The organism is Paenibacillus sp. CR_12 (assembly GCF_041953985.1).
GTDB lineage: Bacteria > Bacillota > Bacilli > Paenibacillales > Paenibacillaceae > Paenibacillus_AQ > Paenibacillus_AQ lautus_A.
In genome coordinates, this window is the sequence record NZ_JAVFHO010000002.1 from 1,148,609 (window position 1) to 1,164,079 (window position 15,471).

The following is a 15,471-nucleotide window of genomic DNA, read 5'->3' on the forward strand; positions in this document are numbered from 1 at the left end:
TGATAATTAAATAGTGACATAAGGTTCCTGCCTTCCTTCACTATAAGAATGACTCGCGGGGATCCGAAAAAATAAGTTTGACACATTCCAGTTCATGGTGATAAAATTCAGTCCATACGAGATCGATTTGAATAAAATGTAAAATGACGAAGAAAGGGTGAGTGACATGCTGAAATTGTTTGCGATGGATAAAGATCATCTGGATCATCATTCCCTACAATTCAATATGGATCGACTCCCCGCTGGTGCTGACTCATCATCATCAAGCCTCGTTCGTTCGTTGTCGGAATGAATTAGAACGAAGCTGCTGACCTTTGCGCGGAAGTCATGATCACCGTGCGTATGATAAGTTCAAAATTAATGAAGCATATCGTCCGTCGTCGGATGATGTGCTTTTTTTGGTTTTTGCGGATGATATGATGCCAGAACGATACGAAAGGAAGGGATAATGTGTTTGCCGTACTTAAAAATTTAGGCTGGTTTTTCAAGCGTGAGAAAAAACGTTATTTGATCGGCCTGGCGCTGCTCATCTTTTGCGGATTGGTTGAGCTTCTGCCGCCGCTCCTGCTCGGAAACGCCATTGACGATATCGTCAGCAGTTCCATAACCTGGGCGTCCCTCGTCCAATACCTGCTCATGATTCTCGGCATCGTTGCTGTCGTATATTGTGCCACGTACATATGGATGCACCGTTTATTCGGAGGCGCAAACCTCGTGGAACGCCTGCTCCGTACCCGGTACATGAACCATTTGCTGCGGATGCTTCCTCCGTTTTTCGAGCGCAACCGTACCGGGGACCTGATGGCCAAGGCGACGAATGATCTTCGCTCCGTGGCTGCAACCGCCGGCTTCGGCATGCTCGTCATGACGGACTCCACCATCTACTTGATCGTCGTCCTGTTCGCCATGGGTTTCATCGTCAGCTGGAAGCTGACGCTGGCGGCGATTCTGCCGATGCCGATCATTGCCATCGGCATGGTGATCTACGGAAGAGCCATTCATAAGCGCTACACGCTGGCTCAAGATGCCTTTGGAGACATGAACGACCAGGTGCTGGAGTCCGTAGCCGGCGTGCGCGTCATCCGCGCTTATGTGCAGGAACGCGCCGATCAACAGCGCTTCCAGGATATTACGGATGACGTATATCGCAAAAATCTGGCGGTTGCCAAAGTGGATGCCTTATTCGAGCCGACCATCAATTTTTCCATCGGTCTCAGCTACGTCATCGGTTTGGCCTACGGGGTGTACCTCGTGTTCCAAAATCAAATCACGCTCGGAGATCTCGTATCGTTCAATATGTACCTCGGGATGATGATTTGGCCGATGTTTGCTATCGGGGAATTGATCAATATCATGCAGCGGGGTAACGCCTCGCTGGATCGGGTCAACGAAACCTTGAAGACGCCGCCGGATGTTGCCGACGTCGCGGACCCCGTAGACGTGAAGGTTCCGGACACGATTCAATTTAAGGATGTCACCTTCCGTTACCCGACCTCGACGATCGAAAATTTGCAAAATATCAGCTTTACGCTGCAAAAAGGGCAGACGCTAGGCGTTGTAGGACGCACGGGCAGCGGCAAATCGACGCTGCTGAAGCAGCTTCTGCATGAGTATCCGACCGGAACCGGGGATATCCTCATATCCGGCGTGCCGATGGAGAGGCTCGCGACCGATCAGCTCCACAGCTGGATCGGGTATGTGCCGCAGGAGCAGATCCTGTTCTCCAAGACGGTGCGCCAGAACATCCAATTCGGCAAGAAGGATGCCAGCGACGAATTGATCATGGAGGCGATTACGACCGCTGCGTTTGACCGCGATCTGGTCACCCTGTCCGATGGTCTTGATACCGTTGTCGGCGAAAAAGGCGTGGCGCTGTCCGGCGGGCAAAAACAGCGGGTATCCCTGGCCCGGGCTTTCATCGGCGATCCTGAAATCCTGATTCTGGACGATTCCTTGTCCGCGGTGGATGCGCGCACGGAAGCCAGGATCATCGATAATATCCGGAGCAAGCGTGCCGGTAAAACGACCCTGATCTCCACGCATCGCCTCTCGGCGGTCCAGCATGCCGATCTGATCGTCGTGCTGGAGGACGGCCGAATCACGGAGCAGGGAACCCATGATGAACTGCTGGAACTCGGCGGCTGGTACCGCGAGCAATTCGAACGCCAGCAGGTGGAAAACAATCTGACCTCGGAGGAGGTGTCTTAATTGACTCCAAGCGATACAACCATCTCGAATGAATCCGGAATTGCCAAACGGCTCTTCCGCTATGCCTTAACGGCTAAGGGCACCTTCATCACCGCCCTGATTCTGCTGGCCATCGGCGTTGCCGCGGAGCTGGCAGGGCCCTTCATCGCGAAAACGATGATCGACGAGCATATCCTGGGCATCGAGCGTCCCTATTATGAGACGACGCAGGCTCAGGGTGCCGCATCCTATAACGGAACTTATTATAAACGCGAGGATCGCTTTCAGGAAGGCGAGACGCGAGGCCGGGAAGTGCGCCTCGTTCAGGCAGGCCGCAGCTTCTATTTCATTGATGAGCCGGTAACCCGAACCGAGGGAAACCGTTCCTTCCAGGATGGCGTATTGACGATTTCCTACGCCTCGGAAGAGCTGCAATACCCGGCCGTCAAATTAACCAAGGAACAGCTGTTTGAATTTTACAAGCCCGAGCTGCCCAGCATTTATAAACTCGTCGGCCTGTTCCTGAGCTGTCTTCTGATCTCCATGATAACGGTATTCGGCAGAACGTACTGGCTCCAATCGGCAGCCAATCGGGTCATCCAGAAGCTGCGTACCGATGTATATGCCCATATACAGCGCTTGCCCGTCAACTTCTTCGATAATCTGCCGGCTGGCAAAGTCGTATCCCGGGTAACCAATGACACCGAAGCGGTAAAGGACCTGTTCGTTGCGGTATTATCCAACTTCAGCTCCGGCGCCGTCTATATCACGGGTGTTTATGTCGCCCTGTTCCTTCTGGACGTCAGACTCGGCTTGATCAGTTTGTTTGTCATCCCGATGCTGATTGTATGGACCATCCTGTACCGTAAATTCGCAACCAAATACAATACGGTCATCCGCTCCCGTCTGAGCGAGATTAACGCCATTATCAATGAATCCATTCAGGGTATGGCCATCATCCGTGTATTCCGCCGCCAAAAAGCGACCCAGGACGAGTTCGAGGCGCTAAACGCGGATTACATGGCCCATCAGAACAAAATGCTGAATCTGAACTCCTTCACCACGCACAACCTGGTCAATGTGCTGCGTAACGTTTCCTTTGTGGTCGTGCTCTGGTATTTCGGTTCGGCATCGCTGAACGGTGCCGGGATCGTTTCGATCGGCGTGTTGTACGCCTTCGTCGATCTGCTCGGCCGCATGTTCCAGCCGATTACCGGCATGGTCAACCAGCTGGCCGCGCTCGATACCTCCATCGTCTCCGCCAAGCGGGTATTCGAGCTGATGGATGAAACGGGCGAAAAAGTAACGGACGGCTCCATGCCGCGATATTTGGGGAATGTGGAGTTTCAGGACGTATCGTTCGCTTACAAGAAGGACTACGTGCTGAAGAACATTTCGTTTGAAGCGAAGCAAGGACAGACGGTTGCGCTTGTCGGGCATACGGGCTCGGGCAAAAGCTCCATCATCAATCTGCTGTTCCGTTTCTACGACCCGCAAAAAGGCACCATCACGATTGACGGCCAGCCTGTCACCGATATTCCGAAGCAGTGGCTCCGCAAGCATATGGGAATCGTGCTGCAGGATCCGTACCTGTTCACCGGCACCATTGCATCCAATGTCAGCCTGGGCGATCCGGACATTACCCGGGAACAGGTAGAGCAGGCCCTTCGCGACGTAGGTGCCGATCGGCTCCTGGCCCATCTGCCGCAAGGCTTTGATGAGCCGGTGCTGGAGAAAGGCAGCACGCTTTCCGCCGGTCAGCGCCAGTTGATCTCGTTTGCCCGTGCTTTGGCGTTCAACCCGGCCATACTGATCCTTGATGAGGCCACCGCTAACATCGATACCGAGACGGAAGCCTTGATTCAAGACGCGCTGGAGGTTCTGAAGCGCGGACGTACAACGTTTATCATCGCTCACCGCTTATCCACGATCCGCAGCGCCGATCAGATTCTGGTCCTTCACCGCGGAGAAATCGTGGAGCAGGGTTCCCATGACGAATTGATGGCCTTGGGCGGAAGGTACTTTAAAATGTACCAGCTCCAGCAAGGAAGCTCGCCTTCGGTTCCGGAGAATAAGGAAACGGTGCTGGCCGCTTCCAACAGCAACTTGGCCGGAGGGCATTTATAGATCAAGTTAGGCAAAGCTAACGCAGTCATATGAAGACAGACCGAGGTTAATCGTAGTTTTTCTTGCGATATCCGGAAGTTCCAAGCTTCGAAGTTTATACTTTCCGACACTATAAAAAGGCTGTCCCCTGTCGAATGTAACATTCGCTTGGGGACAGCCTTCTTTTTTACATCGTATTCTGGCGGCACATGACAAGAATTACTTTGCCGAATCAAGAGTACCGGCTGCTTTGACCGTGATTTTGGTGTATTTTGACGGCACGAGCACGTCATCGGACGATTTTGAGATGACCTGCGGGTACATTTTGTCCGGATCGGGTTGCACCACCTTGAAGTAGATTACGGCTTCGGTGTCGCTAACATAGTCGACCGAAGTAATTTTAATGCCATACCCCGGATTCGGCAGATCTTCCTTGGTTACCGTGACTTTGTTCTGCGATTCGTCCACCTTGACAACGCTTGTGCTTACATCCGGTTCAGATTGCGCCGGCTCTTCGGGTGTCATGTTCTTCTGATGCTCCTCAATGAAGCGAATGGAATTGTATACGAGCTCTGCGGCTTCGATTCGCGATAAACTCTTCGTTGGATGGAACTTGTCGTTCGCGTCCAGCTTCGCGATTTTGGTTAACAGCAGGAATTGCACGGCCCCCCGGCTCTCCTCTTTCATCAGATCCTCGTCGGCCACATGCAAATACATCATGATCACGGGATAATTCCCGGTCTTCTGAATCGCTTCCGAGAGCAAGGTCGCGAACCCTTCGCGCGTGATCGGCTCATTCCATTTCATGTCCGCGGATACCGACAATCCGTTCTGAGCCGCAATGTTCACGGCTTCGGCAAACCAAGCATCCTTCGGAACACTGTCGAACGAGCGGCCCGTAAAGTTCGGCTGCACCTCCAGGCCGGCCGCATTCACGATCATCTGCACCGCCTGAGCGGTCGTTATCGTCTTGGACGGAGCGAATTTGTCGGCGCTGATGCCCTGGATAATCCCTTTCGATTGCAGTTCCTTCACCATTTGCAACGGCTTCTCCTCTTGTATATCCGTAAAAGCAGAGGCGGCGCCGGCACCGAGCAATGACGAAGTGACAAGCATAGCGGTTAATAATTTAGTTGTTTTTTTCATAGTTACACCTCCTATTATTCCTGACGCAGAGGTGCTGGAATATGTTTCATCTGAAGCGCATTTTCTTCTACACGCTTTTTTCGCTATCCAGGCCCAGCTTTATATACATCTCGCGGGAGTAACCTTGAAGCTTCTGCTCCAGCGCTTGGGCTTGGTCCTTAAATGCCGTCAGCTCCCGAATCATTCGGGAACGGCCGGCCGGGCTAAACGTCTCATGGATCCGTTCTTTGAAATAATCATGAACGATATAGTTTCGCTGCTTCCATACTTCTTTTAATTGAAGCGTCTCTTCCTCGGAGAACGGAAAGTAATGCTGGATCTCATGGACCAGCTGGCCCAGGGAGCTGCTTAGTTTCCGCTGATATAATTGGGTGAAATCTTCCTCTGAAGGCACATTCCCTTGAGAAAGCTTGATCAGCATCAACAAATTCGCGAGCTGCTGCTCAAGGGCCTGTGAATAATACACCGCTAATCCGAAATAGGCAAACAGCTCTTTGGAGTGGTCACTGTCCAGCAGTCGAGTTTGTTTCATGGTATCCTCCTCTAGTATTGGCTGTCTTTACCGTTTCTATTTGTGTATATTCCTATGGTAAAGGAAGACTCCTCCTACTTCAACCTACTTTTCGGATCATGGACGCTGCATCCTTGCGGGAAGCCGTCCATAAATAAACAGCCAGTAATATAAATCCGTAGATGAAGGAATAGGCGATCGTCAGGAGTTTGACGGCCGGTGACCGCTCGTCGGCATGCATGAACAGGTCCATCATGACGGAGACAGGCGGCAGCAAGTAAGGGATGATTCCCCAATAAGCATGATCGAACTGGACAATGGATTGACCGGCCAAGGAAACAATGATCACGATGAATAGTAACCCTGCCGCTCTTCCCTGGTTCTCCATGAAGCCGAACTGAAAGAAAACCGACAGCGAAATGCCCAGCAAGGACATTGCGACATGTCCCGCATAACCAAGTGCAAACTCGGAGAATGTAATCGGCTTATCAAACATCCCGAACATGACAGGATAAAGGACAGCGAATGCACTGAATAGGATGGACAGAAGACTTACCGTGATATATTGGGCGGCATAAAACCGTAGGGCCTTGCCGCTATGAACAATCAGGAGCATCGTTTGACGCCCTTGATCGTGATTGTGGAAATTCAACCCCAGCCAAGCTGAGCCGACAAACAGAAAGGCTGCCGTCACGGCATAACTGTCCATGATCGGGTTAGGCCGGTAGGAGTAGAGGAACACCACCGAGATCAGCATGAATGCGATCGGAGCGAAGTATCGATAAGATCTTGTGTAACTGGCAAGCAAGTAACGAATCAGGGATCCCATCATGCTCCCTCCCCCTCCATAGGCTGGCCCGAACCCGGGCGCTCGGGCTCTTTCATCTCCCCGTGCCAAGGCTCAAGCCGTATCAGCGAACCGCCAGACTGCAAAATTTCCAGCAGCATGTCGTCCGTTGCCTGCCGCGTAACCATCATCGATGCCGGGTTGCCTCTGGATATCCAATAGAGAAACCCGGGGCGGCGTTCAAGCTCCAGCATGTTGTCTGGCGAAACGTGCGTGAATTCCAGCTTCATCCGCTCTAAATGCGGACTCCTTTCAAGCAATCCGTCCCGCTCGATCCGCCCCTGCCGCAGCCGCGTCTCCCGGTCAGCCAGCGATGCAATAAGCAGCGGCTCGTGAACGGACATCACGATAGCCGTTCCTTGTCTTTTGATCTCGGTCAGAAGGCCGATCATCTCCATCTGGGAGGACTCGTCCAATCCCGAAAGCGGCTCATCCAGAAGCAGCAGATCGGGCTGGCTAAGCAAGGCCTGCATGATATTGACCTTTTGCAGCATCCCCTTGGAGCATAGCGTCATCTTCATGTCCTGCAATTGAAACACATTCATCATGGCATCGATCCGCTTCGCGGCTTCTTGTTTGTCCATGCCTTGAATGCCGGCCATATGGCGCAAATATTCGGAAGGACGAAACCGCAGCGCAGGAAAACGTTCCGGTACATAGCCGACGCGCAGCGATGTCCCATATTCGATCCTGGACCCTTCAGACGGGTTAGCAAGCCCCGCTATCACATGCAGCATGGTGCTCTTGCCTGCGCCATTGCTTCCCGTTATCGCAACGCACTCAGCGCGGGAGATGCTCCAGGTGATGTTATGCAGGACGGCATACTTGCCGAAACGCTTATGTATTCCGTTCAATTCCAGCAGCTCCTGCAAACACTTCAACTCCTGTTCACGTATTCTGGTGTTTGTATTTCGTTCAGGTATTTTTCGAACACGATCGTGCCGGCGCCTATGACGCCCGCATACTCTCCCAACTCGGATGGCTGAAGCACGATTTTATCGTGAAAGCTGGACAAGCTTCTGTTATATGATGTTTCTCTTACATATGTGAAGTAATCCGGGTACCGGTTCGCAAGGACTCCACCGATGATCATCGTTTCCGGGGTTAGCAGGTTAATGACATTAGCCAGGGATATACCGACATAACGAGCCGATTCGTTCAGCATATTGGCAGCCAATGGATCTCCGTCCAGACCGGCCGTGATCACATCGGTGATGTCCAATCCGTGATCATTGCCATCAAACGAGGATTGAAGAGAACTGACAGCTCCGCGCCGCAGCTCTTCTCCGACCCTGCGGACGATGGCCATACCGGATGCGATCGCTTCCAGGCAGCCGGTATTGCCGCAATTGCAGCGCGGACCGTCAATATCGATCGTGCAGTGCCCGATCTCACCGGCTCCATAAGGGTAACCCTGATATATTTTCTGGTTGAAGATCAATCCGCTTCCGATCCCAATATCCGCATCCACGTATACCAAATGGTTGAAATGCCTGCCGTTTCCATACCATAACTCACCGAGTGCCATCACGTTAGCGTCCTTCTCGATTTGCGTCGGAAGCTCCGTATTCTCCTCGATCAGTCCCTTTAATCGTACCTGATGCAGTCCGGGAAGGTTCGGCGGAGACAGAATCTTGCCTTGGACCGGATCAAGCGGTCCCGGTGCTCCCACCCCTATACCGATGATTTGGGACTTCAGGCCCGACTCGTCCAATACGTCTTGGATCGTGGAGATTATGACATTCACCACGCTGCCGCGATTGGCGTTATTTTCAAAGGAGGAACGTTTCTCCATCATCGCTTTCCCCTGCAAATTAATGACAGCCGCTCTTACGGAGGAGGCGCTGATATGAACGCCAACCGTGTAAATATCACCGGGATTCAAGGAGATGAGTTTGGGCTTCCTACCCCGGCTGGACTCGTCGTAAAACCCGGCTTCAGCAATCAATCGATCCTTCATCAGCTCATCCACCAAATTGTTCACGGCGGTAAACGTCAAATTCATCTTGGCCGCGATTTCCGCTTTCGTTAAACTGCCGTAGTCGCGGAGCAGCGCGATAATGCCGATACGATTCAGGTTTTTGACATGCCGATTGTTCTTGCCAACGGAACTGTTCATCTTACAACCTCATTCTTTTTACCCATATTGTTCTTCCCTCTCACACATCTATCATAGGGGAAAATTCGGAGTTAGTAAAATCCATTACTCGAACCGCAAATGAAAAGCCTGACCTCCTAATCGGAAATCAGGCCTAATTATATCACGCATTAGAAACTTGTTAGATTAACCGTGGCTCAGCATTTCGCGGCATGCCTCGGCACATTTCCGGCATGCTTCCGCACATTGTTTGCAATGCTCATGATCATGCTTCTCGCACTCTTCCGCGCAAGCCAGGCATGCCTTGATGCACAGCTCGCAAATCTCCTTAACGTAAGGGCTTTTGCGGGACATGGCTTGAGCCGCAAACGCGCAAATATCCGCACACTCTCTATCGAGTGTAATACAATCGCGAAGCATGGCCAGCTCGTATTCTTTCAGGCAGGATACATAGCATACATTGCAAGCGTTCATACATTGGAGACATGCTTCGATGCATTCTTTATATTTGAGTTCATTTAACATTGGATAGATCCTCCTTGTAGTTATTACGCTATGCCTTTGTATTAAACGTTCGACTGCCCTCTGAATCAAACCCGGCCAGAAAGTCCCAAGGTACAATTGCCCAGAATGGTCAGGCAAAAAATGGTTGACTCATGCCCGGCTTGTCTTCCCCTCCAGCTGTTCAAGCTGCTCCCTTAGCAGCGATTTCTGAAAATGCTCCCCGATAAACACCACCACATCCGGCACTTGGCCCTGGGGCGTTATTTTCATGAAATCGGATTCGCGAAACGCGTACTGGAACAAAAAACGGCTGTTCGTATCGCTGAAAGTGAGAATGCCCTTCGCCCGGTATACATCCCTTGGCAGCCCGGCTATCAATCGTTCGAACTCCACGCTGTTTACCGGATGGCTGAAGTAGTATGTGTACGACATGACATGATCATGGGAGCCATGTTCATGTGTATGGTCGTGGTTGTGGTCATGCTTATGGCTGTTGGCTTGCTCGTTCTTGTCTGTGTGCTCATGGGCATCCCCGGCCTCGCGATGATGTACAATCGAATGCTCGTTCCGTTCCCCGGGATCGCTCTGCAGCAAATCTTCAACATTCAAGTCGCAGCGCACCGAAGGAACAATCGGGGCATGCGGATTCCACCGCTTCACCAGCTCTCGAATCGTCTCTCTGTCCCGGTCCTCGACCAGGTCCATTTTATTAAGGACAAGCGCGGAGGCTGCGCGAATCTGCTCCTGCATCAACCGGTAGGTCTTTCCCTTCTGCTCTATGTTCAAATGCAGCAGATGCGCGGCATCCACGACGGTGATCAGTTTTTTCACGTCAATTCTCATATATAATGAAGCTTCCGCGGTTGCGTCCAGAATCTCCATCGGATTGGCGATCCCCGTCGCTTCGATAACGATGACATCCGGCCGCTCCCGCTGGATCAGCATCGCGATTTCGGATGATAAATCGGAACGAATGGTGCAACAGATGCAGCCGCTCAGCATCTCTGCCGTCGGCACCGCTTCATCGGCTGCCAGCCCTTCAATATTAACCTCGCCGATCTCGTTCATGACAATGGCCGGCCGCAATCCCTGCTGCTTGAAAGAGGCAATGAGGCGGCTAAGCAATGTCGTTTTTCCACTGCCGAGAAAACCTGATAAAATATAAATGGGTGTTACGTGCTCCACGTTCCATACTCCTTTGCGCACATTGTTTATTATGCTAGCGAGTGTACTACATTTCATCCGTCTACCGCAAGCGTCCCGCCATTAACTGAACAGGAGTTGTCATAACGCATGAATTCGACGCAAGAACATAAACAGCAATCCCCCGCTTCCGTGAACTGTATGGTGATTACGGTTTCGGACACGCGGACGAAGGACACGGACAAGAGCGGCAAACTGATGATCGGCTTGCTTGAAGAAGCCGGACATGCCGTCGTGGCATACAGCATTGTTCCAGACGACTACGAAACGATCCGTGAAACGATTTATTCCGCGGTCAGCGCTCCGGAGATCGATATCGTGTTATTAACCGGCGGAACAGGCATCTCGAGCCGGGATACCACCTATGAAGCGGTCTCTTCGCTGCTGGATAAAGAACTCCCGGGATTCGGAGAGATCTTCCGCTTCCTTAGCTTCACCGAAGATATCGGGTCTGCGGCTATATTAAGCCGCGCGATCGGCGGCACGATAAGCCACACGGCCGTCTTCTCGATGCCGGGTTCCAGCGGCGCCGTAAAACTTGCGATGAACCGTATCCTCCTGCCTGAGCTGCGGCACGTCAAATATGAGCTGGATAAACACCGATCATAACCAACTCACGCCTGGCACCATGCAAAAGGCCGGATGCATATGGGCATCCGGCCTTAGCTGTATCCTAACTGCTGGCGCGTCGTTGATGTTTGGCGAGCAGGGAGGGCGCTATTTTTTTGACCTGATCATAATAGTTATCCGTTTTGTCGCCCGTCGACGTATATACGATGGACGTTTCCTTGTCACTTATGATCAGATTATGCCCGCCGGCCGCATTGGCATCCCCTTCCGTTACGCCATAGATTTCCTTGAGCCCTTTTTCCCTGGCCGCTTGATCCTGATAGACATACACGGTAATAAACTGGCTTGCATCATAATTGATCCGGTATTGATACGTGATATTGCCGACGTTGTCCTCTACATAGGTTTCGTTGGTCAACGGCATATTGGCCTGGTTGAACGAGGCTTGGAGATCCTCAAGGAATTTTCCGTTCATGCCCCGGCCTGATATCCGGGCCTCCCTGGAGCCTTCCTCGTAAGCCCTCATGTTATATAGGCGCATCTCGTCCTTGGCCACCTGCTTGGAACAACCGACCGATATGGCAAGAATGGAACAAAGCAATAAAGCGGTGACGATTCTGCGATAATTCATGTTCACTCACCCTTCCTTAGGTGTCAGAGGTTGCCTTCCCTTAGATTGCCTGAGGATGAGGAACATTATGCGTATGCGAAATCAGGGTAATATTACAAAGCGATGACGCCTCTTCCAACCGCCCCGCCTTTAAGAATGGTGTTCAGCACTACAGGCAGATCGGTTAGTCCGTATTCGGTAATTCCTTCTTGAAGCACGGATGCCGGCTTCCATTCATCGGCCAGCTTCGACCATACTGATCGGCGGTAGGCCATTGGGCAGTACACCGAGTCGATGCCCAGGAGATTGATTCCCCTCAGTATGAACGGAAACACCGTCGTTTCAAACGCACCGCCGCCCGTCATGCCGGAAACGGCGACGCTTCCGCCGTATTGCACGCTTTTCAGGATGGCGCCCAAGTGATTACCACCGACGGGATCTACCACGGCTGCCCATCGCTCGGCAGAGATGGCCCCCTTGGAGGCTGCCGCAGCTTCTTCCCTGGAGATCACTTCATGGGCTCCCAGCTGTAAAAGCCAGTTCCTCTGACTGGATTTTCCTGTGGATGCCGTCACGTGATAGCCTAACTGGCTTAGGATGGACACTGCGAAGCTGCCTACTCCCCCCGTTGCTCCCGTAACTAGGACGGAACCCTGTTCCTGCCGCAGTCCATTCCGTATCAAGGCTTCTATCGATAATGCAGCCGTAAAACCTGCGGTACCGATGGCCATCGCATCACGCGGTGACAAGCCCTGCGGCAGCGGGACAAGCCATTCTCCCTTAACCCTCGCATATTGGCTGAACCCGCCTTCATGAGATACCCCTAATTCATAACCGGTACAAAGAACGGCATCGCCCTCCTTGTAATCCGCATGAGCGGAATGCACGACCGTCCCTGCCAGGTCAATGCCCGGAATGAACGGATACCGGCGGACAATTTTCCCTTCCGGTATGCTGGCCAGCCCGTCTTTATAGTTAACCCCGCTGTATAACACCCGCACGATAACGTCGCCTTCGGGCAGCCGATCCAAACTCATGTTCTCCACGCTGCCGCGAACCCCTTGCTCATCTCGACGAAGCACATAGGCTTGAAATTCGGTTTCGTTGTCCACACATATCACTCCTTGGGTTAGTTTAGGTGCTGTAAAGCAATCTGGATTGGCACCATGTGTCGAAGCTTTATACATGCTCTCGGAATATGGCGACTTATGCGCTTTCCCGAGAAATGATCCAGTATCGTCTTTTATAATCAGAATTGTGTTATTATGGAAAAAAGAATACTTTTATAAAAAAATTATCAGCTGGAGTTGAAATCCACGTTATGACTCATTTTGATTATGGATCTAGACGTAGATCCTTCCGCTTCTCATTCTGGCTCACTCTGGTGACACTATTTCTGTTACCGGTCGTCCATAAACCGATCAACCAGATTTTTGGATTCCTTGGTATACATACACAATCAGGGGGCATTGCCGGCTCGTTTCTCGTTTTCTTTCTAAGCTTGGGTCTCGTTCTAACGCTGTTTAGACTCGTCTTCTGGGTTTTCCCTTTAATTACCTGGCCTGGTCTCAAAGTGTACGCACTAATCGGCCTCCTCTTCATATTAATGACAGGGATCTACGAATACACAAGCACACACCGCTCGATCGAAGCGGCGGTATTCGAGGAGAAACATGCTTTTTTTGAAGCACCTTACAGCATTAATCATGCTGAAATCATACAATCCGAATTAACCTCTGAGAAGGCTTATTCTTTCGTGGTGACATCTAGAGCGGGACTACAATTATCCGTCTATACCAAAGGATGGTTCGGATGGAAGATGTCCGCCGTATCTATATTATACCCTTCTCCCAAGAATCCCTCTTCTCCGTCCGTATTCTCGGAGACAAGCATGGATTCATCACTCGTCTTTGGCCTGTATAGAAGCACAGAGCCCATTCGGATACATGTAAATGGTCAGCCGGCACATACCATACCCTACCAACAACTGAGGCCGGATGTCAGTGAAGATTTGTACATATGGTATTACGAACGCCAGCCCGACATGCTAGAGAACAAGGACAAGGTTCATCTCACCGCGCGTGACGTCAACGGAAGCATAGTGGATCGACTTGACCTATAGGCCAAGTACCAAAAGACGCTCCCTTCTCCTGCCAAGCGGCAAGATTGGGGAAGCGTCTTTTTCATTGGTGTATTTTATATTCTAATCTTCATGCTGTTCCATGAACTCGGCCATCATCCGCTGTTTCACTTCCCAGACCTCTTCGCTCAGGTTCACGCGGTATATCTCCGGATTCAGCTTACGCAAATACTCGGGCCAGAACTGTCCCAGCTGTGCGTCATGATAGCTGCGGATTTCCTCCAGCTCCGGCAGTACATACACCAATTCGCCATTCTGGAATATCGGTTCCAGCATGGACACCGCTTCAAAGTTCTTCACGTTTTTGCGCATGTAAGGATGCAGCGGATTAAATAGCTTCAGCTTGCCGCTTTCTGGCGGCATTTCCTCTTCCGGGAAGCAGATGTAATCGGCGATCGCTTTGCCGCTGCCCTTGGATATGATGCGGTACACGTCCTTTTTGCCGGGGGTGGACACTTTTTCAGGGTTGCCCGAGATTTTGATGGTCGGTACCATTTTCCCGTCAACCTCCCGCTCCACCAGCTTATAAACGCCTCCGAGCGCAGGCTGGTCGGCCGCCGTGATCAGCTGGGTACCGACGCCCCAAGTATCCACTTTAGCCCCCTGTGCCTTGAGATCCAGAATCGTTCCTTCATCCAGATCGTTGGAAGCCACGATGCCGACGTAATGAAGACCGGCCTCATCCAGCATCTTCCTTGCCTGAATCGACAGGTAAGCCAAATCCCCGCTGTCCAGACGAATGGCATTCATCCGCTTTCCTTGGGCCTCCAGCTTCTTCGCTGTCGCGATGGCATGGGGAATCCCGCTCTTTAACGTATCGAAGGTATCCACCAGCAGCGTCACTTGATCCGGCATGACCTCGGCAAAAATATCAAATGCCTCCTGCTCGCTCCGGAAGGTCTGCACCCAGGAATGCGCATGCGTGCCTTTGGTCGGAATGCCGAATTTCTCGCCGGCCAGCATATTCGAGGTAGCATGGAAGCCGGCCAGATACGCTGCACGGGCTCCCCACACGGCCGCATCCGCTTCCTGCGCGCGTCTTGTGCCAAACTCCAGCAAGGTATCGCCGCCGGCCACCTGACGGATGCGGGAGGCCTTGGTCGCGATCAAGGTCTGAAAATTCATGAAGTTCAGGAGCGCGGTTTCGACCAGCTGCGTCTCGAAAATGGTGCCTTCCACCCGAATGAGCGGTTCGTTCGGGAATACCAGCGCCCCCTCCTTCATGGAATGAATATTCCCTTGAAACCGGAAGCGGCGAAGCTCCTCCAGAAATTCAGGCTTATACTTCTCTTCCTGTTTGGCCAGATACGCGATATCCTCATCCGAGAAACGCAAGGACTCGATATAATGCACGATCCTTTCCAGTCCGGCAAAAACGGCGTACCCGTTACCGAACGGCAGCTTGCGGAAATATCCCTCAAACACCGCACGCGTACGATGAGAGCCGTTAATCCAATGCGCATACATCATGTTGATCTGGTATTTGTCCGTATGTAGTGCTAATCCTGCTGTCAGCATCACGATCATCCTCCAGTATGACCCGGTTCAT

Annotated in this window: 13 protein-coding genes; 3 read left to right on the forward strand and 10 right to left on the reverse strand. The window is 51.9% G+C overall.

Annotation, left to right across the window (positions count from 1 at the left end):
• The first annotated feature begins 450 nt into the window (after positions 1–450).
• Positions 451–2,208 (forward strand): ABC transporter ATP-binding protein, encoded by a 1,758-nt coding sequence (locus tag RB297_RS08940; protein WP_036661603.1) that lies wholly within the window; start codon positions 451–453, stop codon positions 2,206–2,208.
• Positions 2,209–4,314: an ABC transporter ATP-binding protein gene (locus tag RB297_RS08945; protein WP_375120287.1), complete on the forward strand. Its 2,106-nt coding sequence runs from the start codon at positions 2,209–2,211 to the stop codon at positions 4,312–4,314.
• 198 nt (positions 4,315–4,512) lie between these two features.
• On the opposite strand, the gene RB297_RS08950 is transcribed toward RB297_RS08945, so the two are convergent.
• From RB297_RS08950 to RB297_RS08980, 7 genes are all read right to left on the reverse strand, one after another.
• Positions 4,513–5,439, reverse strand: coding sequence for an S-layer homology domain-containing protein (locus tag RB297_RS08950; RefSeq protein WP_192571309.1), 927 nt, complete (start codon positions 5,437–5,439; stop codon positions 4,513–4,515).
• Between the two features lie 67 nt (positions 5,440–5,506).
• Positions 5,507–5,971, reverse strand: a complete 465-nt coding sequence (locus RB297_RS08955; protein ID WP_015736261.1) for a hypothetical protein — start codon at positions 5,969–5,971, stop codon at positions 5,507–5,509.
• A gap of 79 nt (positions 5,972–6,050) precedes the next feature.
• Entirely contained in the window at positions 6,051–6,782 is a 732-nt protein-coding gene (locus tag RB297_RS08960) for a hypothetical protein (protein WP_213579168.1), read from the reverse strand.
• Positions 6,779–7,669, reverse strand: a complete 891-nt coding sequence (locus tag RB297_RS08965) for an ATP-binding cassette domain-containing protein (protein ID WP_375120288.1) — start codon at positions 7,667–7,669, stop codon at positions 6,779–6,781. The genes RB297_RS08960 and RB297_RS08965 overlap by 4 nt, the downstream gene beginning before the upstream one ends.
• A gap of 5 nt (positions 7,670–7,674) precedes the next feature.
• The gene (locus RB297_RS08970; protein WP_192571306.1) at positions 7,675–8,916 is read right to left on the reverse strand and encodes an ROK family protein; all 1,242 of its coding nucleotides are present in this window, start codon (positions 8,914–8,916) and stop codon (positions 7,675–7,677) included.
• A 165-nt stretch (positions 8,917–9,081) separates the two neighbouring features.
• A complete protein-coding gene (locus RB297_RS08975) occupies positions 9,082–9,420 on the reverse strand; it encodes a four-helix bundle copper-binding protein (RefSeq protein ID WP_375120289.1) in 339 nt (112 codons plus the stop codon).
• A 129-nt stretch (positions 9,421–9,549) separates the two neighbouring features.
• A complete protein-coding gene (locus RB297_RS08980; protein ID WP_375120290.1) occupies positions 9,550–10,584 on the reverse strand; it encodes a CobW family GTP-binding protein in 1,035 nt (344 codons plus the stop codon).
• Positions 10,585–10,692: 108 nt separating this feature from the next.
• Between RB297_RS08980 and RB297_RS08985 the strand changes: the two genes are divergently transcribed.
• A complete protein-coding gene (locus tag RB297_RS08985) occupies positions 10,693–11,211 on the forward strand; it encodes a MogA/MoaB family molybdenum cofactor biosynthesis protein (protein WP_096774471.1) in 519 nt (172 codons plus the stop codon).
• Between the two features lie 64 nt (positions 11,212–11,275).
• Here RB297_RS08985 and RB297_RS08990 read toward each other — a convergent pair whose 3' ends face one another.
• The 3 genes from RB297_RS08990 to RB297_RS09000 form a co-directional block, all read right to left on the reverse strand.
• Positions 11,276–11,803, reverse strand: a complete 528-nt coding sequence (locus RB297_RS08990) for a hypothetical protein (RefSeq protein ID WP_096774472.1) — start codon at positions 11,801–11,803, stop codon at positions 11,276–11,278.
• A 92-nt stretch (positions 11,804–11,895) separates the two neighbouring features.
• Entirely contained in the window at positions 11,896–12,894 is a 999-nt protein-coding gene (locus tag RB297_RS08995; protein ID WP_375120291.1) for an NADPH:quinone oxidoreductase family protein, read from the reverse strand.
• Positions 12,895–13,985: 1,091 nt separating this feature from the next.
• Positions 13,986–15,440: a nicotinate phosphoribosyltransferase gene (locus tag RB297_RS09000; protein ID WP_192572602.1), complete on the reverse strand. Its 1,455-nt coding sequence runs from the start codon at positions 15,438–15,440 to the stop codon at positions 13,986–13,988.
• Positions 15,441–15,471 lie beyond the last annotated feature (31 nt).

Bases quoted from the DNA above. Each gene is read 5' to 3' on its own strand.
- RB297_RS08960 (WP_213579168.1), bottom strand. From the start codon at position 6,782: ATGATGGGATCCCTGATTCGTTACTTGCTTGCCAGTTACACAAGATCT.
- RB297_RS09000 (WP_192572602.1), bottom strand. From the start codon at position 15,440: ATGCTGACAGCAGGATTAGCACTACATACGGACAAATACCAGATCAAC.
- RB297_RS08975 (WP_375120289.1), bottom strand. From the start codon at position 9,420: ATGTTAAATGAACTCAAATATAAAGAATGCATCGAAGCATGTCTCCAA.
- RB297_RS08990 (WP_096774472.1), bottom strand. From the start codon at position 11,803: ATGAATTATCGCAGAATCGTCACCGCTTTATTGCTTTGTTCCATTCTT.
- RB297_RS08950 (WP_192571309.1), bottom strand. From the start codon at position 5,439: ATGAAAAAAACAACTAAATTATTAACCGCTATGCTTGTCACTTCGTCA.
- RB297_RS08985 (WP_096774471.1), top strand. From the start codon at position 10,693: ATGAATTCGACGCAAGAACATAAACAGCAATCCCCCGCTTCCGTGAAC.
- RB297_RS08955 (WP_015736261.1), bottom strand. From the start codon at position 5,971: ATGAAACAAACTCGACTGCTGGACAGTGACCACTCCAAAGAGCTGTTT.
- RB297_RS08970 (WP_192571306.1), bottom strand. From the start codon at position 8,916: ATGAACAGTTCCGTTGGCAAGAACAATCGGCATGTCAAAAACCTGAAT.